This is a genomic window from Variovorax sp. GW460-12-1-14-LB1, from assembly GCF_059423605.1.
The window spans coordinates 1-18,924 of record NZ_JBWKYF010000009.1 but is presented as its reverse complement, the minus strand read 5'-3'; the positions used below and the strand labels follow the sequence as shown (position 1 = coordinate 18,924).

Below are 18,924 nucleotides of genomic sequence, written 5' to 3'. Positions count from 1 at the left end.
CTTTTCAGCGCCGACGTGCAGATCGCACACCAGTCACTGCAGTCACCACACTCAACACCTGCGTCAACCGCGCGGCATCGGCGATTTCCACAGTGAACGTCATCCACGCCGTGCCCTTGATCGACTGCGTCTGCACGCCGATCACGTTCATCTTCTCGCGCGCAAAGACATCGGAGATATCGCGCAGCAAACCCTGACGATCGGCCGCTTCCACTGCCACGTCGACTGCGTAGACCGGTGCATCGGCGCCCTTCTTCGGCAGGCCCCATTCGACATCAATCACGCGTTCGCCGTCCTTCGCGGCCATCGTGCGGAAGTTGCTGCAATCCGCGCGATGCACGCTGACGCCATGGCCACGCGTGACAAAGCCACGGATCGCATCAGGCGGCGCCGGCTTGCAGCACTTGGCGAGCTGCGTCATCAGAGACGACACGCCCACCACCAGCACGCCGCCCTTGCCCGACTTCTCGCTGCCGCGCGCCTTCTTGATCTGCACGCCGTCGTCAGGGTTCAGCGCCGGCTCGGGCGGACGCAGCAGCGTCTCGATGTTGCGCAGCGAAAACTCGTCCTTGCCGACCACCTCGAACAGATGGTCCGCCGACTTGAAACCGAGCTGCGACGCCAGGTCTTCGAGCCGCATGGCCGTCTTGCCTTCGCGCTGCAGCAGCTTCTCGACGGCTTCGCGTCCGCGCGCCACGGTCTCGTGCGTGATCTGTGCGTTGAACCAGGCACGCACCTTGGCGCGTGCGCGGTGGCTCGCCAGATAACCCAGCTCGGCATTCAGCCAGTCACGCGACGGCCCGCCTTCCTTGGCCGCCATGATCTCGACCGTCTGCCCGTTCGACAGCGGCGTGTTCAGCGGCACCATCGCGCCATCGACACGCGCACCGCGGCAGCGATGCCCCAGCGTCGTGTGCACCGTGTAGGCGAAGTCGACCGGCGTCGCGCCCTGCGGCAACTCGACGATGGCGGCATCAGGCGTAAGCACATAGATGCGGTCGTCGAACAGCCCCTGCCCCTGCAACCCACCCGACAGGTCGCGTTCCCAGGCCAGCAGCTGGCGCAGCACGGCGATCTTGGCGTCGTACTCACCGCTCGCCCAGACGCCGGCGTAGCCCTTGTGGCCCGCTTCCTTGTAGGCCCAGTGCGCCGCGACGCCGTGCTCGGCGTGGTCGTGCATTTCCTCGGTGCGGATCTGGATCTCGATGGGCTTCCCCACCTTGCCGTCGACGATCTCGCGCACCACCGTGTGCAGCGACTGGTAGCCGTTCGGCTTGGGCCGCGCGATGTAGTCGTCGAACTCTTCGTCGATGGGCTGGAAGTGCGAGTGCACCCAGGCCAGCGCGGCGTAGCAGTCCTTCACGTCCGGCACCACCACGCGCAGCGCGAGGATGTCGAAGACCTGCTCGAAATCGAGCGACTTGCCGCGCATCTTCTTGACGATGCTGTAGATGTTCTTCGGGCGTCCCTGCACCGTGGCCTTGACGCCTTCGGCCTGCAGTTCGTGCTCCAGTTGCGAACGCAACTGCTCGACGTGGCCTTCGCGCTCGATGCGCTTCTCATCGAGCAGGCGTGCGATCAGCTTGTAGGTCTCGGGCTCGAGAAAGCGGAACGAGAGGTCCTCGATCTCCCACTTCACCTGCCAGATGCCCAGCCGGTTCGCGAGCGGCGCAAACACCTGCAGCGACTCGCGCGCCACGCTTTCTGGCGCGGGCTGCTTGCTGGCCGCCGCGTGCCGCAGCGTCTGCAGGCGCGAGGCCAGCCGCAGCATGACCACGCGCAGGTCGCGCGAAAACGCGAGCAGCATCTTGCGCACGTTCTCGGTCTGCGCGCCGGCGCCTTCGGCGTGGTGCCCTTGCGAGGCGGTGCGCGCCTGCTCCTGCACGCGCACGAGCTTGGTGGTCTCGACCGCGAGCGCCGCGAAGTTGTCGCCGAAAACCTTGGCGATCACTTCCTGCGGGCGGTTCAGGTGCTGGCACGAATACACGAGGTAGCTCGCGGCCTGCATCGCCTCGGAGCCGCCCATCTTCGCAACGATGGCGGCCACCGCATCGGCGTGCGCCAGCGTGTTCTCGCCGGTGTCGAGTTTTTCGTCGGCGATCAGCGGTTCGGCGAACGCGCGGGCGCGCGCCAGCATGTTCTCCATGACCGGCGAGCGGTCGGCCGTGGCGGCCGACAGCGGGTAATCGACCATGACGCCGTCGGACAGGGGTGCCGTCTGAAGGTTCGCAGACTCTCGCTTCACGATGCCCTCAATCGAACAGGAAATTCGTGACGACGGCGACCTGTGCGGGATCGACGAAAGTCGGCGCGTGCCCCACGCCCTCGAACTCGACAAGCGTGGCACGCGGCCCGCGCTGCGTCATCGCGGCCGCCGTCTCGGGCGACAGCAGGTCGGACACCGCGCCGCGCGTGAGCAGCGTGCGCGCCTCGATGGCGTCGTACAGGCTCCACATCACCGCCCCGCCCTGCGCCGCGATCTCCGGCGTGATGGCGCGCAACGGCACGCCGATGGCCGGGTCGTAGTGCAGCACCCAGGCGCCCTCGCCCACCGGGCCGGCACTGGCGGTCTTGGCGGCACCGTCGGCGCTGCGCTCGGACGCCGGCACCACCATGTGCTGCGACAGCGCGCGCCACTGCTCGGGCGTGTGCGGCCCGAACGTGGTCGACAGGGCCCACATCGCATCGGCCGCGGCCTGCACGCTCGGAAACTGGCCGCTCTTGCCCACATACGCGCCGATGCGCTGGATGGCAGCGGGCTCGACCGTGGGGCCGACATCGTTCGCGACGAAACGGCGAATGGGCCGTGGCAACGGCAGCTCCTTGTGGCCGGCCAGCACGAAGCCGATCAGCCCGCCCATGCTGGTGCCGACGTAGTCGAGCGTGTCGATGGGATGCTCGCCGTGCAGCTGCGCGATCAGCGCCACCATGTCGGCCGCGTACACAGGCACTTGATAGAAAGCGGGGTCGCGCAGCCAGTCGCTTCGGCCGCGCCCGACCACGTCGGGACAGACAACACGCACATCGCCGCCCGCGCGCGCCACGATGGCCTGCGCGAGCACGTCGAAATCGCGCCCCTGCCGGGTCAGCCCGTGCACGCAGACCACGACATGTGCGCTGTGCGCGTCGCCCCATTGCCAATAGGCCATGCGATGACCGCCCTGGGCGTCGTTGCAGGCCACGTCGTGAAGGGTCGGTTCTGTCATGGAAACGGAGGGGTTCGGGTGCGGATAATGGTCTCGTTGCATCCTAATTCATCCGGAGATTGATCTTCATGCTCAAAGGCAAAACCGCGCTTGTCACGGGGTCCACCAGTGGCATTGGCTTCGCCATCGCCAAGGCGCTGGCCCAACAGGGCGCACACATCGTGCTCAACGGCTTCGGCGACGCCGACACCCCCAAGGCCCAGATCGAGGCGCTCGGCGTGCGTGCCGAGTACCACGGGGCCGACATGAGCAAGCCCGACCAGATCGAGGACATGATGAAGTTCGCGGCGTCGAAGTTCGGCCGCGTCGACATCCTCGTCAACAACGCCGGCATCCAGCACGTGGCCAAGGTCGAGGACTTCCCGACCGAACGTTGGGACGCGATCCTCGCGATCAACCTCACGAGCGCCTTCCACACGACGCGCCTGGCGATCCCCGCGATGCGCGAGGCCAACTGGGGCCGCATCATCAACGTGGCGTCGGCGCACGGGCTCGTGGCCTCGGCGCAGAAGTCGGCCTATGTCGCGGCCAAGCACGGCATCGTCGGCCTGACCAAGTCGGTGGCGCTCGAAACCGCCACCACCGGCGTCACCTGCAACGCGATCAGCCCGGGCTGGGTGCTCACAGCGCTGGTGCAAAAGCAGATCGACGACCGCGCGGCCCGCGAAGGCATTTCGGCCCTCCAGGCGCAGAACGAATTGCTGGGAGAAAAGCAGCCCTCGCTGCAATTCACGACGGTCGAGCAACTGGGCGGGCTGGCCGTCTTCCTGAGCTCTCCCGCCGCCGATCAGGTGCGGGGCGTCGCCTGGGCCATGGATGGCGGCTGGACGGCTCAGTAAATAGACAGAGACAACGAAAAAACGCCGGCGGCACTCGACCGCCGGCGCCGAGCTCTTTGTCTTCTTACTTGAGCTGCACCGAGCCGGAGACGTTCACGACCACGCTGGTCTTGCCCGCTTCCACCGGCACCGCCGAATCGGCGGCCGAGAACGATTTGGCCTGCATGGCCATCACGCGCGGGCGGATCGGGCCGCTGTCGTTCGCGTTCACCGACACCTCGCGCAGCGTGTAGCCGCCGAAGCCGAAGCCCTTGGCCAGCTCGCCGGCCTTCTGCTTGAAGTTGTCGATGGCGATGTTCTGCGCCTCGGTCTCGGTCTTGGCGCGCTGTTCGCGGCTCAGGCCGAAACCGACGTTGCCCACGCTGAGCGTGCTGATGCGCCCGGCCGTCTGGGTGATGCGCGCGAAGTCGCGGCCTTCGAGCACGAGTTCGGTCGACCCCTGCCAGCCGTTGATCTTGCCGTCCTTGGTGTAGCGCGGCGAAAGGCTGAAGTTGCCGGTGCGCACGTCGAGCTGGCCCGGCTGCGCATTCTTCTTGGCCTCGGCCAGCGCGGCATCGAGCGCCGTCTTGAGCTGGGTCTGCACGGTGCCCGCCTCGGCGGCGTCGCGCGTGGTGACGAGGGTCATGCTCAGCAGGTCTTGCTGAACTTCGACGGTGCCGGAGGCCGACAGCTGGAGCACGTTTTGTGGAGCAGGCATGACGGCATTCTGGGCCAAGGCGGCCCCGGCAAAGGTCAGCGCGGCGCAGGCCGCGATCAATTGAACAGTCTTCAAGACAGATTTCTCCCTGGTGGATGCGAGGAAAAGCCCTCGCCCGCGCCCTCTTCTTCAGTGGCGCAGGCTGCGCGGCGCGGTTTGCGGACTGGCGACGGGCTGCGGTACCGGCACGATGCGCTCAGCAGGCTGTGATTCTGCCGAATTCAGAAGAACACCCGTTCCCGCAGGCACCCACTGCCCCCGGACCTGCTGCCTCAACTCGAAGAGTTCGCCCGCCGTGAGACGGCGCCCCGCCAGCGCTTCGCCGCGGCGCTGCTCTTCCCGCTGGGCCGCCCGGTGCGCGGCCACGGCATCGCGCACTTCGCTGCGGCGCCCTTCACTGACCCGCAAAAACCCTTCGGAAGCGACGGACGTCGCACCACAGGCGCATGCGAAAAAAAGCAGAGGCAAGGCAGAAAAAGAAGGTCTCATCGCGCAATCGTCATAAGGCAGCACGGACTGTGCCACCGCCGGGCAAAGCCCGGATGACCAGACGGCGAGCGGCCGCAAGTTGTGTAACTTAGTGTCAACCACTACGGAATTCGGCAGCAATGGGGTCCTAACGCCTTCAGAATCGGCGCTGTTACAAATTCAACGTTGTAGAAATGACTCAAGTTCCCGCTCGCACCGACAAGATCGTGATCGTCGACGACGACGCCCGCATCCGCGACCTGCTGCGCCGCTACCTGACGCAGGAAGGATTCGAAGTGATCGTGGCCGAGGACGGCAAGGCGCTCAACCGCATCCTGTTGCGCGACACGGTCGACCTGATCGTGCTCGACCTGATGATGCCCGGCGAAGACGGCCTCTCCGTGTGCCGCCGTCTGCGTGCCGCCAACGACCGCACGCCGATCATCATGCTCACCGCCAAGGGTGAGGACGTGGACCGCATCGTCGGTCTCGAAGTCGGCGCCGACGACTACCTCGGCAAGCCCTTCAACCCGCGCGAACTGCTGGCCCGCGTGCACGCGGTGCTGCGCCGCCGTCCGCCGCTCGAGGCGCCCGGCGCCCCCTCTACCGAGAACGAGACCGTCACCTTCGGCCCCTTCGCCTTCGACCTCGGCTCGCGCACCCTGAAGAAGGACGGCGAAGAACTCTCGCTGACCACCGGCGAGTTCGCGATGCTGAAGGCGCTGGTGCGCCACCCGCGCCAGCCGCTGTCGCGTGAAAAGCTGGCCCAGCTGGCACGCGGCCGCGAATTCGAGCCCTTCGACCGCAGCCTGGACGTGCAGATCTCGCGCCTGCGCAAGCTGGTCGAGTCCGACGCCGCGGCGCCGCGCTACATCCAGACCGTCTGGGGCGTGGGCTACGTGTTCGTGCCGGACGGCACGGCCTGACGATCCGCTGAGAGGTGGCCATCGGCCTCCATTCCGCCCGACCTGACCCGGCCCAGGAGGACGGGGCACAGGTCACGATGCCGAGCCCGCTCGAAGCGAGCGCGCAACGTGACCGCCGCCCCGGCCTCAAGCTGGGTTTCAGCCTTTTCTGGCGCACCTTCTTTCTGCTCGCGCTGCTGCTGATCGGCTGCACGGTCGCGTGGCTGCAGACCTTCCGCTCGCTCGAATACGAGCCGCGCGCCATCCAGACCGGGCACCAGATCGCCTCGCTCGTGAACCTCACACGCGCGGCGCTCGTGTACTCGGACGCGATCACGCGGGTCTCGCTCATCAAGACGCTGGCCGACCAGGAAGGCGTGCGCATCCTGCCGCGCGAACCCAACGACCGCTTCCAGCCCTACACCAGCGGCGCGCTCGACGAGCGCGTCACCGAAGAGCTGATCGCCCAGCTCGGCGAAGGCACCACGGTGGCCAGCCGCGTGAACGACGAGCCGGGCCTGTGGATCGGTTTCACCATCGAGAGCGACACCTACTGGCTGCTGCTCGACCCCACGCGCTTCAGCCGCGTGGGCGGGCGCACCTGGCTGGTCTGGCTCAGTACGGCGATGGCGCTGTCGCTGGCCGGCGCGGCGCTGATCACACGGCTCATCAACCTGCCGCTCAAGCAGCTGTCGCGCGCCACCTTGCAGGTGCGCGAGGGCGAGTACGAGGCGCACCGGCTCGACGAGCGCGCCCGCACCAACGAAATCCGCGCGGTGAACATCGGCTTCAACCGCATGGCCGACCAGCTCGCCAAGATCGAGCAGGACCGCGCCATCATGCTGGCCGGCATCTCGCACGACCTGCGCACGCCGCTGGCGCGGCTGCGGCTCGAAACCGAGATGAGCGTGGCCGACGAAGACGCGCGCGACCACATGGCCGCCGACATCGCACAGCTCGACGCGATCATCGACAAGTTCCTCGACTACGCCCGCCCCGACCATGTCGACCAGCGCCCCGTGCTGCTGCGCGACGTGATCGACGCCTGCACCTACGCCGTGCAGGACTACGAAGAGATGAACATCCACGTCGACGTGCCCGCCGACCTGAAGGTGATGGGCGACGAGGTGGAGCTCACGCGCGTGATCTCCAACCTGGTCGAGAACGCGCGGCGCTACGGCAAGACGCCGTCGACCGGCGTGGCCGACGTCACGATCCAGGCGCAGGCCAACAACGACGCGGTGCTGATCAAGGTGCGCGACCACGGCGCGGGCGTCGAGCCCGCCCTGCTCGTGCAGCTGACCAAGCCCTTCTTCCGCGGCGACGCGGCACGCACCTCGGCGGCCGGTGCCGGCTTGGGGCTGTCGATCGTGGCGAAGAACATCGAGCGCATGGGCGGCACCTTCGCGCTCACCAGCACGCCGGGCCGGGGCCTCGCGGCCCACATCCGGATGCCGCGCGCGATGCCGGCGGGCAGCAGCAAGCCCGGCGAGGTGCCGGGCAAGAAACAGGTCGCCTGAAGAAGAACCCGGGGCTCAGCGGTGCAGCAGCACCGCGGCGCGGGCTTCCATCGCCCGGCCCTCGCCCACCGGGCCGAGCTTCTCGGCCGTCTTGGCTTTCACATTGACCTGATCGAGCGCGATGCCCAGCGTGTCGGCGATGCGCTGGCACATGGCCGGGATGTGCGGCGCCAGCTTGGGCGCCTGCGCGATCACGGTGCTGTCGACGTTGCCGATCTCCCAGCCGGCGGCCCGCACGCGGCGCGCCGCCTCGGCCAGCAGCACGGCCGAATCGGCGCCGCGGAACTGGGCGTCGGTGTCGGGGAAATGCCGGCCGATGTCGCCCAGCCCGGCCCCGCCCAGCAGCGCGTCGGTGATGGCGTGCAGCAGCACGTCGGCGTCGGAATGCCCGAGCAGGCCCGTGGTGTGCGGCACCTCGATGCCGCCCAGGATGAGCTTGCGCCCCGCCACCAGCTGGTGGACGTCCCAGCCTTCGCCGACGCGGATGTTGAACGGTGTCGTCGTCATGCCATGGCCTTCTTGCGGCCAAGCAGCACCGCCTCGGCCAGTGCGAAATCTTCGGGGAAGGTGACCTTGAAGTTCTGCGCGCTGCCGGGCACCAGCAGCGGCGCCAGGCCGAGGGTCTCGATGGCGCTGGCCTCGTCGGTCACCACGTCGCCCACGCGCTCCAGCGCGTCGAGCAGCATGCCGATGCGGAACATCTGCGGCGTCTGCGCCAGCCACTTGTCGGCGCGCGGCAGGGTCTGGGTCGAGCGGCTGTCGGTCGACGAGACCTTCAGCGTGTCGGCCAGCCGCTGCGCCAGCAGGCCGCCGACGGCATCGTGCTCGCAGGCGGCGATCAGCGCCTCGATCTGGCTGGACGTGACCAGGCAGCGCGCCGCGTCGTGCACCAGCACCCAGTCGTGCGGCCCGGCGCCCTTCTGGCGCAGCGCCGCCAGGCCGTTGCGCACCGAGGCGGCGCGCGTCAGGCCGCCCACGCGCAGCAGGTACTCGCCGGTCGCCGGGAAGCGCGGCAACGCCGTTTGCACCTCGCGGTCGTCGGGCGACACCACCACGGCCACGCCCGCGAAACGCCCGGCCAGCGCGCGGAATGCGTCCACCGTGTGGGCCACCATCGACTGGCCCGCCAGGCGCCGGTACTGCTTGGGCTGCGCGCCGCCGGCGCGGTGGCCGGAACCGGCACAGGGGATCAGCACGTAGAAACGGGAAGAAGACATGGAGGGTGCGGCACGGGCCGATGGCCGACAAGCGGATAAGGGGCCGCCATTCTAGAATTGACATTCGCACACCCCTCGCCGTCCGGCGCGGGGTGTCGTGCATTTTTCGAACCGCTCCATGGACCTCCCCCTTCTCCCGGCGGGCAAGCGTTTCACGCTGCCGCGTCCCCCGTTGTCGGCCGATGCGCTGATGCTGGCCCAGCTCGGCATGCGCGAGAAGGCCGCGGGGCGCGCCACCGCGATGTTCACCGCCGACGCGAACGACGCCCAGCGGCTCATCGACGAAATCGCCTTCTTCGCCCCCGAGTTGCGCTGCGCCCTGTTCCCCGACTGGGAAACGCTGCCCTACGACAGCTTCTCGCCGCACCAGGACCTGATCAGCGAGCGCCTGGCCACGCTGTGGCGCATCAGCCAGAAAGAGGCCGACGTGGTGCTGGTGCCCGCCACCACCGCGCTGTACCGGCTGGCGCCGCCTGCCTTCCTGGCCGGCTACACCTTCCAGTTCAAGGCCAAGCAGAAGCTGCAGGAATCGAAGCTCAAGGCGCAGCTCACGCTGGCCGGCTACAGCCACGTGACGCAGGTCGTGAGCCCGGGCGAATACGCGGTGCGCGGCGGCCTGATCGACCTGTTCCCGATGGGCTCGCCGGTGCCGTTTCGCGTCGACCTGTTCGACGACGAGATCGACTCCATCCGCACCTTCGACCCCGACACCCAGCGCAGCCTGTACCCCGTGCCCGAGGTGCGCCTGCTGCCGGGCCGCGAGTTCCCGATGGACGACGACGCCCGCGCGCGCTTTCGCAGCCGCTGGCGCGAACTGCTCGAGGGCGACCCGACCAAGAGCCGCATCTACAAGGACATGGGCAACGGCGTGGCCACCGCCGGCATCGAGTACTACCTGCCGCTGTTCTTCGACGAGACGGCCACGGTGTTCGACTACCTCGGCCCCGACGCCACCGTCGTGCTGCACGGCGACCTCGAACCCGCGTTCCAGCACTTCTGGCAGGACACCAACGAGCGCTACCGCCTGGTGCAGGGCGACCCCGAGCGCCCCGCGCTGCCGCCCGAGGCGCTGTTCCTCAACGCCGAGCAGTTCTACCAGCGCGCCAAGCCGCATGCGCAACTCGCCATCCGGGGCGACATCGCCACCGACGCGCCCTACGCCGAGTTCGACAAGCTGCCGCCCTTTGCCGTCGTGCGCGGCGCCGAAGACCCGCTGGTCGGCCTGAAGGCCCACATCGCCGCCACGCCGCACCGCGTGCTGCTGATCGCCGAGAGCGACGGCCGCCGCGAGAGCCTGCTCGACTTCCTGCGCGCCAGCGGCGTGAACCCGCCGGCCTTCGACTCGCTGGCCGAGTTCGAAGCCTCGGGCGACGAAAAAATCGGCATCGCCACCGCCGCGCTGGCCTCCGGCTTCGCGTGGCGCGAACAGGCGATCGACTTCGTCACCGAGACCGAGCTGTTCGCCACCGCGCCCACCACGCGCCGGCGCAACAAGAAGCAGGAACAGGTCAGCGACGTCGAAGCGCTGATCAAGGACCTGTCCGAACTCAACGTGGGCGACCCGGTGGTGCACAGCGCGCACGGCATCGGCCGCTACCGCGGCCTGATCCACATGGACCTGGGCCAGGGCACGGGCGCGGACGGCAAGCCGCTGCTGCAGGAAATGCTGCACCTGGAGTACGCCGACAAGGCCACGCTCTATGTGCCGGTGAGCCAGTTGCACCAGATCAGCCGCTACACCGGCGTGAGCGCCGACGAGGCGCCGCTGCACAAGCTGGGCTCCGGCCAGTGGGAAAAGGCCAAGCGCAAGGCCGCCGAACAGGTGCGCGACTCGGCCGCCGAGCTGCTCAACATCTACGCCCGCCGCGCCGCGCGCGAAGGCCATGCCTTCCGCTACTCGCCGGCCGACTACGAGGTGTTCGCCAACGACTTCGGTTTCCAGGAAACCGCCGACCAGAAAGCCGCCATCCACGCCGTGGTGCAGGACATGATCTCGCCCCAGCCGATGGACCGCCTCGTGTGCGGCGACGTGGGCTTCGGCAAGACCGAGGTCGCGCTGCGCGCCGCCTTCATCGCCGTCACCGGCGGCAAGCAGGTGGCGTTTCTCGCGCCGACCACGCTGCTGGCCGAGCAGCACTACCAGACGCTGGTCGACCGCTTCGCCAAGTGGCCGGTGAAGGTGGCCGAGATGAGCCGCTTCCGCTCCGCCAAGGAAATCACGGCCGCCGCCAAGGGCCTGGCCGAGGGCCAGGTCGACATCGTGGTCGGCACGCACAAGCTGCTCTCGCAGTCGGTCAAGTTCAAGAACCTGGGCCTGCTCATCATCGACGAGGAGCACCGTTTCGGCGTGCGCCATAAAGAGGCGATGAAAGCCATGCGCGCCGAGGTCGACGTGCTCACGCTCACGGCCACGCCGATTCCGCGCACGCTGGGCATGGCGCTCGAAGGCCTGCGCGACCTGAGCGTGATCGCCACCGCGCCGCAGCGCCGCCTGGCCATCAAGACCTTCGTGCGCAACGAGGGCACGGGCGTGATCCGCGAAGCCGTGCTGCGCGAATTGAAGCGCGGCGGGCAGGTCTACTTCCTGCACAACGAGGTCGAGACCATCGAGAACCGGCGCCAGAAGTTGGAAGAAATCCTGCCCGAGGCCCGCATCGCCGTGGCCCACGGCCAGATGCCCGAGCGCGAGCTGGAACGCGTGATGCGCGACTTCGTGGCCCAGCGCTACAACATGCTGCTGTGCTCGACCATCATCGAGACCGGCATCGACGTGCCCACCGCCAACACCATCGTGATGAGCCGCGCCGACAAGTTCGGCCTGGCGCAGCTGCACCAGTTGCGCGGGCGCGTCGGCCGCTCGCACCACCAAGCCTATGCCTACCTCATGGTGCCGGACACCGAGGGCCTGACCAAGCAGGCCTCGCAGCGGCTCGAGGCGATCCAGCAGATGGAAGAACTGGGCTCGGGCTTCTACCTCGCGATGCACGACCTGGAGATTCGCGGCACGGGCGAAGTGCTCGGCGAGAACCAGAGCGGCAACATGATGGAGATCGGCTTCCAGCTCTACAACGAGATGCTCAGTGAAGCCGTGCGCTCGCTGAAGGCCGGGCAGGAGCCCGACCTGCTCTCGCCGCTGTCGGTCACCACCGAGATCAACCTGCACGCCCCCGCCCTCCTGCCCGACGACTACTGCGGCGACGTGCACCTGCGGCTGTCGTTCTACAAGAAGCTCGCCACCGCGAAGAACCCCGACCAGATCGACACGCTGCTGGAAGAGATCGTCGACCGCTTCGGCAAGCTGCCGCCGCAGGCGCAGACGTTGATCGACACACACCGCCTGCGCGTGCTCGCGCGGCCCTACGGCGTGGTCAAGGTCGATGCGGCGCCGGGCATCATCAACATCACCTTCCGCAAGGACGCGCCGGTGGACGGCATGGCCATCATCCAGCTGATCCAGAAGAACAAGCACATCAAGCTCGCCGGCAACGAGAAGCTGCGCATCGAGCGCGAACTCAAGGAGCCGAAGGACCGCGCCCAGATGGTGCGCGACGTGCTGCGCAGCCTCGGACAACCCCTCGTCAAGGAAACCGCCCCCGCATGAGCGCTACGATAGAAATCTCTCCCGGCCTCGTCCTCCAGCGCGTGAAGCCGCCGCTGAAGCTCGCCGACTTCAAGCTGATCGCGTTCGACATGGACTCGACGCTCATCAACATCGAATGCATCGACGAGATCGCCGATGCCGTCGGCAAGAAAGCCGAGGTGGCTGCGATCACCGAGGCCACGATGCGCGGCGAGATCAAGGACTTCAAGGAAAGCCTGCGCCGCCGCGTGGCGCTGCTGCAAGGCGTGCCCGTGGCTGCGCTGCAGCAGGTGTACGACGAGCGCCTGAAGCTCAACCCCGGCGCCACCGAGCTGGTCGCCGCGTGCAAGAAGGCGGGCCTCAAGGTGCTGCTGGTGTCGGGCGGCTTCACCTTCTTCGCCAACCGCGTGAAGGACCGCCTGGGCATCGATTTCGCGCGCTCCAACCTGCTCGACGAAGCCGACGGCCAGCTCACCGGCCAGGTCGTGACGCAGAGCTGGGGCGACATCTGCGACGGCGCCGAAAAGCGCCGCACGCTGCTCGAAGTGGCCTCGCTCATGGGCATTTCGCCGCAGGAAACCATCGCCGTGGGCGACGGCGCGAACGACCTGCCGATGATGGGCGAGGCCGGGCTGTCGGTGGCCTACCACGCCAAGCCGAAGGTGCGCGAGCAGGCCATGGTGGCGATCAACGAAGGCGGGCTCGACCGCGTGCTGGAAATCCTGAAATGACCGACGCCGCCCCGCTGTACCGCGCCGACGCGCTGCGCGACTACGCCAGCGCCCTGCTGCAGAAAGCGGGGCTCGCGGCCTCGATGGCCGACAGCGTGGCACGCACGCTGGTCGAGGGCGACCTGCTGGGCCACGACACGCACGGCCTCGCGCTGCTGGCCGGCTATGTGAAAGAAATCGAATCAGGTGGCATGACGCGCGACGGCGCGCCCGAGGTGCTGTCCGACCGCCCCGCCGCCGTGCTGTGGGACGGCAAGCGCCTGCCCGGCCCGTGGCTCATGGACCAGGGCATGGACCTGCTGGTGCCGCGTGCGCGCGAACTGGGCACGGCCTCGCTCGTGATTCGCCGCAGCCACCACATCGCCTGCCTCGCGGTCTACATGCTGCGCGCGCTGCAGGAAGACATGCTGATGCTGCTGGCCTGCTCCGACCCCAACACGGCCAGCGTCGCGCCCTTCGGCGGCACGCAGGCGGTGTTCACGCCGAATCCGCTGGCGATGGGCTTTCCGCTGTCGCAGGGCGGCGTGATGGTCGACATCTCGGCCTCGATCACCACCAACGGGATGAGCAACCGCAAGCGCGCGGCCGGTGAGACTTTCGCCGAGGAATGGCTCATCGACGCGTCCGGCAAGCCATCGAACAACCCGCAGGTGCTGTTCGACCAGCCGCCCGGCACGCTGCTGCCCGTGGGCGGCCTGAGCCACGGCCACAAGGGCTACGGCATGGCGCTCTTGGTCGAGACGCTCACGGCCGGCCTCGCGGGCCACGGCCGCGCCGATCCGCCCGAAGGCTGGGGCGCGACCGTGCACCTCACGCTGCACGACCTGCACGCCTTCGGCGGCAAGGACGCTTTCCTGCGCCAGATGGACCACGTGGCCAAAAAATGTCGCGACAACGCGCCCATCGACCCGGCCAGGCCTGTGCGGCTGCCGGGTGAAGGCGGGTTGAAGCGTCGGGAAGCGCAATCGGCGAACGGGGTGCGGCTGCACCCGTCGATTGCGCGTTCGCTGCAGGAGGCGGAGCAGCGGCATGGCCTGCGGCTGGCGCAGGCGCTGATCTGACGGGGTTTATTCCTCGCCGTCGTTCTCGGCGTGGTCGGGCGCACCCGCAGGCCGCGGCTGGCGCTTGCCGGGCTTGGCCAGGATCTCGATGTAGAACTGCTTGCCGCCCTCTTTCACCACACCGTCGATGAGGCCGGTGATGGCCGTGAGGTGGATGGTTTCGGCGGATTCCTGGGCGCTGCCGAACCGGCAGTCGAAGTCCCAGAAGTCGGCGCCTTCGGGCAGGTCGCGGCGGCGCTCGCGCTTGATGTACTTGCGGATCTCGTGCTTGACGGCTTCGAGGAGACGGTCGGGGTGCTTGCCCTCGACCTGAAGCTGGAAGGTTTTTCTCATGGGTGATGGTAACCCGCTGTGTAAAGTCGGCGGTTCAAATGGAAAGCAGGTGAAGACATGGCACGCGCAAACGACTGGGCAAGCAAGGTGATGGCATTGGTGAACGGCGGCAACGCCCCGGCGGCCATTGCGCAGATCAAGGTCGCGCCGTCGGTCAAGGACCTGAAGGCACTGCAGACCATCATGACGCTCTCCAAAATGAAAGGCCGCTATCCAAACGTGGATGCGGCCATTTCAGACAACCTGGACCTGCTGGCAGCGCCCCGGCTGCACCGGTCCCCCTGAACGTCGGCGTTACAGGGCCTGGCCGAGGCGCTTCACGCCCTCTTCGATCTTCTCGATGTCGGCCGTGGCAAAGCTCAGGCGCAGCGTCGCCACATCGGGCTTCTCGGCGAAGAACGGCGCACCGGGCACGAAGGCCACCAGCTTCTCGATCGCACGCTTGGCCAGCTCGTTGGCATCGGCCAGCTTGCCGTTGGCGCCCGTCAGGCGCGCCCAGAAGAACAAACCGCCGTTGGGCTGCGTGAAGCTCACCGCATCGCCCAGTTCGCGCTTCAGCGCAGCGCCCATGGCCTGCGCACGCTGGCCGTAGACCTCGCGCACATGCGCCAGCGTGCCGGGCATGCGGCCGCTCTTGAGGTACTGCGCGGCCGTCGCTTGCGCGAAGGTGCTGGTGTGGGCGTCGCTGAACTGCTTGCACATCGTGGCCTTGGCCAGCAGCTCGGGCGGCGCGATCATCCAGCCGATGCGCAGGCCGGGGCTGAGCACCTTGCTCAGGCTGCCGCAGTGCGCGAGCAGCTCGCGGCTGCCAGGCACGTCCTTGCTCAGCGACATGATCGACGGCGGCGGTGCTTCGCCGAAGTACAGGTCGCCGTAGGGGTCGTCCTCGACGATCAGCGTCTGGTACTTCACGGCCAGTTCGAGCACCTTCTTGCGGCGCTCCAGCGTCAGCATCGCGCCGCTGGGGTTGCCGAAGGTCGGGATCAGGTAGACGAACTTCGGCTTGTGCTCAGCGATGAGCTTCTCGAGCTCGTCGGTCTTCACGCCGTTGGCGTCGATGGGCGCGCTGATGAGCTGCGCGCCGTACAGGCGAAAGCACTGGATCGTGGCCAGGAAGGTCGGGCCTTCGACGATCACCTTGTCGCCAGGCGAGATCATGGTCTTGCCCAGCAGGTCGAGCGCCTGCTGGCTGCCGGTGGTGACGATGAGGCCGCTGGGGTCGACGTCGACGCCCTTGGTCTTCATGAACGCCGAGAGCTGGTTGCGCAGCGGCTCGTAGCCTTCGGTGGCGCCATATTGCAAGGCCGCGCCGGGCTCTTCGGCCAGCGCCTTCTGGCTCGCCTCCTTCAGGCCCTCGACGTCGAACATGGCGCTGTCGGGAAAGCCGCCCGCAAAACTGATGATGCCGGGCTTGCCCAGCAGCTTGAAGAGTTCGCGGATGGCGGAGGTTTCGACGTTGTCGAGGCGGGAGGCGAATTGCATGGTCAGTCTCACTTTCTGGGCGTCATTGTCGCGAAAGCCCGGGCAGGAAAGCTGCGTAGGGCCATGGCTTTTCGACGATATATTGCATCCATCGCCGCAAACGCCGGTGCTCGCCCTGCCTTCCACGGCATGCGCCCCGCGAGCCCCTTGCAATGAACGGCGGCCCCCACGACCCATGAAAAAATCCGACATCCCCCTCTTCTTCGCCACCCTGCAGGCCGCCAACCCCGAGCCGCGCACGGAGCTCGAATACAGCACGCCCTTCGAACTGCTCGCCGCCGTGCTGCTGTCGGCGCAGGCCACCGACGTGGGCGTGAACAAGGCGACGCGCCGGCTGTATCCGGTGGCGAACACGCCGCAGGCGATCCTCGACCTCGGGGTGGAAGGGCTGGAGTCGTACATCAAGACGATCGGGCTGTACCGCAGCAAGGCCAAGCACCTGATCGAGGCCTGCCGGATGCTGGTCGAGCTGCATGGCGGCGAGGTGCCGCGCACGCGCGCCGAGCTCGAGGCGCTGCCGGGCGTGGGGCGCAAGACGGCCAACGTGGTGCTCAACGTGGCCTTCGGCGAGGAGACGATCGCGGTCGACACGCACATCTTTCGCATCGGCAACCGCACCGGGCTTGCGCCCGGCAAGACGCCGCTGGACGTGGAACTCAAGCTCGAAAAGCGCATCCCACCCGAATTCCGCCTGCACGCGCACCACTGGCTGATCCTGCACGGGCGCTATGTCTGCGTGGCGCGCAAGCCGCGCTGCTGGGAATGCGCGGTCTCCACCTTCTGCTCGTTCAAGCCCAAGACGCCGGCCCCCAAGACCGCCTGAGCGGCACACACCACCTCGCACATGACGACGACAACGATTTTCAAGAAGACGCCTTCCACCGCCCTCCTCTTTCTCGCAGCGCTGTGCAGCGCGGGCGCCGCCTGGTCGCGCGACGGCGTGCTGCCGCCGGAGACGATGGCGCTCTACGGCGGACGCTGGTCCACCAACTGCGCCGACGCAGCCGCACCGACGCTGCAGGTGCGCGAAGACATGCTGATCGCCGAGCGCGGCAAGCGCCGCGTCGTCGGCCGCCAGCCGGACACAGCGCACAGCTTCTTCGGCAACCAGGCGCCGCCGCCGAACTTCGACGTGGCGCTGATGAGCCGCGTGGGCAAGGGTGACGACGCAATGATGAATTTCCTGGTCTTTCGCGATGCGCGCGGCCAGTCGATCACGCTGAAGGCCGACAAGCCGGTCATGGGCCAGCTGGGCCCGGAACTGATGAAGCCACGCTACTGGCGCTGCGACGGTCCGGCGCGCGCCGCGGCGCCGCCCGCCGAACCCGCGACCGCCGCCCCCAAGCCACCGGCACCCGCCACGGGCAGCCCGGCCGCCCTCGCTCGGGGCCCGGCGATGGACAAGGCCTGGCGCGCCGCGCTGGGCACACGGGAAACTGAACGCTGGCTGGTGCGCCGCGAAGGCCCGGCGCCCGAGCCGCAATGGGTGACGGTGGACGGCACGCGCTACCTGCTGCACGCCTTCTGCAAGCCGCACGACTGCTACGACCACAACGCGATCGCGCTGTACGACCAGGGCTCGGGCCGGCTCTATGGGCTGGTACAGCGCAACGGGCAGAACCAGCTCCTGGGTGGCCCGTCGCCGCAATTCGCGGGGCAGCTCGATCGTCTCTGGCGCGAGCAGTGGCGCGCGAAGAACTGACGGCGCCTCGTCAGCCGAGCGGCGCGGCGACCACGCGCCAGTCGCCGAAGGCCGCTGCGTCGTTGGGCCATTGATCGGCCCGCTCCGGGCACGACACGCCCTGCGACAGCAACTGCACCGCCCGCAGCACGCCCGCATGCGTGACCCACAGCGCATCGGTACCGGTCGCCATCCAGTCGGCATGCGCCGAGGCCACGCGCTGCATGAAGACACGCACGCTCTCGCCGTTGCCTCCTGCCGGAGCATCGGCGAAACGATTCGTCCAGGCCTCGAACTCTTCACGGGCCACAGCCGACCACAGGCGCCCTTCCCAGGCGCCGAAACTCATCTCGGCCAGCCGCGCATCGCGCCGCACCGACAGATCCGGCCGCAGCGCAACGATGGCATCGGCCAGTAGAGCGCAACGCCGCAGCGGCGAACTCCACAGCGCGATGCCGGCCGGCAGCACCGCGGCGATGCGCGCGGCGGCGGCCTGCGTGCCGTCCGCATGGGCATCGAGGTCGGTCGCGCCGTAGCACAGGCCCGCCGGCGCGATCACCGGTGCATGACGCTGCAGCCAGAGCTGGGCGGTCGCGGTGCTCATGCCTTCCACACCAGCACGAGGTAGATCGCCAGTTCGCACACCTGCTGCGTGGCACCAAGCCCGTCGCCCGTGAAGCCCTGCAGCCGACGCACGAAGAGCCGCGCCATCCAGCCCCCGGCGAGCACCAGCGCCAAGAGCGCCGCGCCCACGTGCACTGCGTCGTGCGCGCACAGCAGCAGCGCCACGGCGGGTGCGGCCCAGAGCATGGCGACGAGCAGCGCACCGCCGCTGATCGCGTCGGCCAGCGGCTTGGCCTTGCTGCCGCTGCTGTCGCCCACGTAGGGCAGCCAGCGGATCAGGAACAGCGGCGCCAGCCGCGACAGCACGTGTGCGCCGACGATGGACACCGCCGCCACGTCCAGCCCGCGCGCGGCCAGCGCAGCCAGCAGGCCGAACTTCAGGCCTAGCGCCAGCACCAGCGCGACCGCCCCGAAGGCGCCGATGCGCGAGTCCTTCATGATCTCCAGCGCGCGCTCGCGGCTGGCCGAACCGCCGAGGCCGTCGGCCACGTCGGCCAGGCCGTCTTCGTGGAAGGCGCCCGTGAGCATCACGGTGGCGACGGTGCTCAGCACGGCCGCGACCAACGCCCCAGCCACGCCC

Annotated in this window: 19 protein-coding genes; 9 read left to right on the top strand and 10 right to left on the bottom strand. The window is 68.3% G+C overall.

Annotated features, from left to right (window positions below; translation table 11 throughout):
- Positions 1-4 precede the first annotated feature (4 nt).
- Positions 5-2,194 carry a RelA/SpoT family protein gene (locus tag AC07Y4_RS06785; protein ID WP_062480706.1) on the bottom strand — a complete coding sequence of 730 codons (2,190 nt, stop codon included), beginning with the start codon at positions 2,192-2,194 and terminating at the stop codon, positions 5-7.
- 58 nt (positions 2,195-2,252) lie between these two features.
- Positions 2,253-3,206, bottom strand: coding sequence for an alpha/beta fold hydrolase (locus AC07Y4_RS06780; RefSeq protein ID WP_487847051.1), 954 nt, complete (start codon positions 3,204-3,206; stop codon positions 2,253-2,255).
- 68 nt (positions 3,207-3,274) lie between these two features.
- On the opposite strand from AC07Y4_RS06780, the gene AC07Y4_RS06775 reads away from it, so the two are divergent.
- Positions 3,275-4,045, top strand: coding sequence for a 3-hydroxybutyrate dehydrogenase (locus AC07Y4_RS06775; RefSeq protein WP_095947875.1), 771 nt, complete (start codon positions 3,275-3,277; stop codon positions 4,043-4,045).
- Positions 4,046-4,109: 64 nt separating this feature from the next.
- Here the strand turns inward: AC07Y4_RS06775 and AC07Y4_RS06770 are convergent, their stop codons facing one another.
- Positions 4,110-4,817, bottom strand: coding sequence for an SIMPL domain-containing protein (locus AC07Y4_RS06770; protein ID WP_062480709.1), 708 nt, complete (start codon positions 4,815-4,817; stop codon positions 4,110-4,112).
- Positions 4,818-4,871: 54 nt separating this feature from the next.
- Positions 4,872-5,309 (bottom strand): hypothetical protein, encoded by a 438-nt coding sequence (locus AC07Y4_RS06765; RefSeq protein WP_223301309.1) that lies wholly within the window; start codon positions 5,307-5,309, stop codon positions 4,872-4,874.
- A 95-nt stretch (positions 5,310-5,404) separates the two neighbouring features.
- Here AC07Y4_RS06765 and ompR point away from each other — a divergent pair, with 95 nt between their 5' ends.
- Together ompR and AC07Y4_RS06755 are read left to right on the top strand one after the other, a co-directional pair.
- Positions 5,405-6,136, top strand: a complete 732-nt coding sequence (ompR, locus tag AC07Y4_RS06760; RefSeq protein ID WP_007837017.1) for an osmolarity response regulator transcription factor OmpR — start codon at positions 5,405-5,407, stop codon at positions 6,134-6,136.
- 77 nt (positions 6,137-6,213) lie between these two features.
- Positions 6,214-7,635 (top strand): sensor histidine kinase family protein, encoded by a 1,422-nt coding sequence (locus AC07Y4_RS06755; protein ID WP_062480711.1) that lies wholly within the window; start codon positions 6,214-6,216, stop codon positions 7,633-7,635.
- 15 nt (positions 7,636-7,650) lie between these two features.
- Here AC07Y4_RS06755 and ispF read toward each other — a convergent pair whose 3' ends face one another.
- Together ispF and ispD are read right to left on the bottom strand one after the other, a co-directional pair.
- Complete coding sequence (gene ispF / locus AC07Y4_RS06750) at positions 7,651-8,142, bottom strand: 2-C-methyl-D-erythritol 2,4-cyclodiphosphate synthase (protein ID WP_159277108.1); 492 nt, start codon at positions 8,140-8,142, stop codon at positions 7,651-7,653.
- Positions 8,139-8,852, bottom strand: a complete 714-nt coding sequence (gene ispD, locus AC07Y4_RS06745) for a 2-C-methyl-D-erythritol 4-phosphate cytidylyltransferase (RefSeq protein WP_095745127.1) — start codon at positions 8,850-8,852, stop codon at positions 8,139-8,141. Before ispD ends, ispF begins: the two co-directional genes overlap by 4 nt.
- A gap of 118 nt (positions 8,853-8,970) precedes the next feature.
- On the opposite strand from ispD, the gene mfd reads away from it, so the two are divergent.
- The 3 genes from mfd to AC07Y4_RS06730 are packed head-to-tail and all read left to right on the top strand — an operon-like array spanning position 8,971 to position 14,224.
- Positions 8,971-12,453 carry a transcription-repair coupling factor gene (gene mfd / locus AC07Y4_RS06740; protein WP_070060516.1) on the top strand — a complete coding sequence of 1,161 codons (3,483 nt, stop codon included), beginning with the start codon at positions 8,971-8,973 and terminating at the stop codon, positions 12,451-12,453.
- Positions 12,450-13,163, top strand: coding sequence for a phosphoserine phosphatase SerB (gene serB, locus AC07Y4_RS06735; protein ID WP_487847052.1), 714 nt, complete (start codon positions 12,450-12,452; stop codon positions 13,161-13,163). The genes mfd and serB overlap by 4 nt, the downstream gene beginning before the upstream one ends.
- Positions 13,160-14,224: an Ldh family oxidoreductase gene (locus AC07Y4_RS06730; protein WP_492741165.1), complete on the top strand. Its 1,065-nt coding sequence runs from the start codon at positions 13,160-13,162 to the stop codon at positions 14,222-14,224. The genes serB and AC07Y4_RS06730 overlap by 4 nt, the downstream gene beginning before the upstream one ends.
- 6 nt (positions 14,225-14,230) lie before the next feature.
- Here the strand turns inward: AC07Y4_RS06730 and AC07Y4_RS06725 are convergent, their stop codons facing one another.
- Positions 14,231-14,557 (bottom strand): DUF6172 family protein, encoded by a 327-nt coding sequence (locus AC07Y4_RS06725; RefSeq protein ID WP_487847054.1) that lies wholly within the window; start codon positions 14,555-14,557, stop codon positions 14,231-14,233.
- 57 nt (positions 14,558-14,614) lie between these two features.
- On the opposite strand from AC07Y4_RS06725, the gene AC07Y4_RS06720 reads away from it, so the two are divergent.
- Positions 14,615-14,842 (top strand): hypothetical protein, encoded by a 228-nt coding sequence (locus AC07Y4_RS06720; protein WP_013541760.1) that lies wholly within the window; start codon positions 14,615-14,617, stop codon positions 14,840-14,842.
- A 9-nt stretch (positions 14,843-14,851) separates the two neighbouring features.
- Here AC07Y4_RS06720 and AC07Y4_RS06715 read toward each other — a convergent pair whose 3' ends face one another.
- On the bottom strand, positions 14,852-16,039 hold the full coding sequence (locus AC07Y4_RS06715) for an aminotransferase-like domain-containing protein (RefSeq protein WP_487847055.1): 1,188 nt from the start codon (positions 16,037-16,039) through the stop codon (positions 14,852-14,854).
- 175 nt (positions 16,040-16,214) lie between these two features.
- Between AC07Y4_RS06715 and nth the strand changes: the two genes are divergently transcribed.
- Together nth and AC07Y4_RS06705 are read left to right on the top strand one after the other, a co-directional pair.
- Positions 16,215-16,862, top strand: a complete 648-nt coding sequence (gene nth, locus AC07Y4_RS06710; RefSeq protein ID WP_487847056.1) for an endonuclease III — start codon at positions 16,215-16,217, stop codon at positions 16,860-16,862.
- A gap of 21 nt (positions 16,863-16,883) precedes the next feature.
- A complete protein-coding gene (locus tag AC07Y4_RS06705) occupies positions 16,884-17,741 on the top strand; it encodes an Ivy family c-type lysozyme inhibitor (RefSeq protein WP_487847057.1) in 858 nt (285 codons plus the stop codon).
- Positions 17,742-17,751: 10 nt separating this feature from the next.
- On the opposite strand, the gene AC07Y4_RS06700 is transcribed toward AC07Y4_RS06705, so the two are convergent.
- Both AC07Y4_RS06700 and AC07Y4_RS06695 read right to left on the bottom strand, forming a co-directional pair.
- Positions 17,752-18,324: a histidine phosphatase family protein gene (locus AC07Y4_RS06700; RefSeq protein ID WP_487847058.1), complete on the bottom strand. Its 573-nt coding sequence runs from the start codon at positions 18,322-18,324 to the stop codon at positions 17,752-17,754.
- On the bottom strand, positions 18,321-18,924 hold a 604-nt coding region (locus AC07Y4_RS06695; RefSeq protein ID WP_495274316.1), incomplete at its 5' end, for an adenosylcobinamide-GDP ribazoletransferase. The genes AC07Y4_RS06695 and AC07Y4_RS06700, both read right to left, overlap by 4 nt.

Coding starts and splice junctions, on each gene's coding strand:
- AC07Y4_RS06785 (WP_062480706.1), bottom strand. CDS start 2,194: ATGGTCGATTACCCGCTGTCGGCCGCCACGGCCGACCGCTCGCCGGTC.
- AC07Y4_RS06780 (WP_487847051.1), bottom strand. CDS start 3,206: ATGACAGAACCGACCCTTCACGACGTGGCCTGCAACGACGCCCAGGGC.
- AC07Y4_RS06775 (WP_095947875.1), top strand. CDS start 3,275: ATGCTCAAAGGCAAAACCGCGCTTGTCACGGGGTCCACCAGTGGCATT.
- ompR (WP_007837017.1), top strand. CDS start 5,405: ATGACTCAAGTTCCCGCTCGCACCGACAAGATCGTGATCGTCGACGAC.
- AC07Y4_RS06755 (WP_062480711.1), top strand. CDS start 6,214: ATGCCGAGCCCGCTCGAAGCGAGCGCGCAACGTGACCGCCGCCCCGGC.
- ispF (WP_159277108.1), bottom strand. CDS start 8,142: ATGACGACGACACCGTTCAACATCCGCGTCGGCGAAGGCTGGGACGTC.
- ispD (WP_095745127.1), bottom strand. CDS start 8,852: ATGTCTTCTTCCCGTTTCTACGTGCTGATCCCCTGTGCCGGTTCCGGC.
- mfd (WP_070060516.1), top strand. CDS start 8,971: ATGGACCTCCCCCTTCTCCCGGCGGGCAAGCGTTTCACGCTGCCGCGT.
- serB (WP_487847052.1), top strand. CDS start 12,450: ATGAGCGCTACGATAGAAATCTCTCCCGGCCTCGTCCTCCAGCGCGTG.
- AC07Y4_RS06730 (WP_492741165.1), top strand. CDS start 13,160: ATGACCGACGCCGCCCCGCTGTACCGCGCCGACGCGCTGCGCGACTAC.
- AC07Y4_RS06725 (WP_487847054.1), bottom strand. CDS start 14,557: ATGAGAAAAACCTTCCAGCTTCAGGTCGAGGGCAAGCACCCCGACCGT.
- AC07Y4_RS06720 (WP_013541760.1), top strand. CDS start 14,615: ATGGCACGCGCAAACGACTGGGCAAGCAAGGTGATGGCATTGGTGAAC.
- AC07Y4_RS06715 (WP_487847055.1), bottom strand. CDS start 16,039: ATGCAATTCGCCTCCCGCCTCGACAACGTCGAAACCTCCGCCATCCGC.
- nth (WP_487847056.1), top strand. CDS start 16,215: ATGAAAAAATCCGACATCCCCCTCTTCTTCGCCACCCTGCAGGCCGCC.
- AC07Y4_RS06705 (WP_487847057.1), top strand. CDS start 16,884: ATGACGACGACAACGATTTTCAAGAAGACGCCTTCCACCGCCCTCCTC.
- AC07Y4_RS06700 (WP_487847058.1), bottom strand. CDS start 18,324: ATGAGCACCGCGACCGCCCAGCTCTGGCTGCAGCGTCATGCACCGGTG.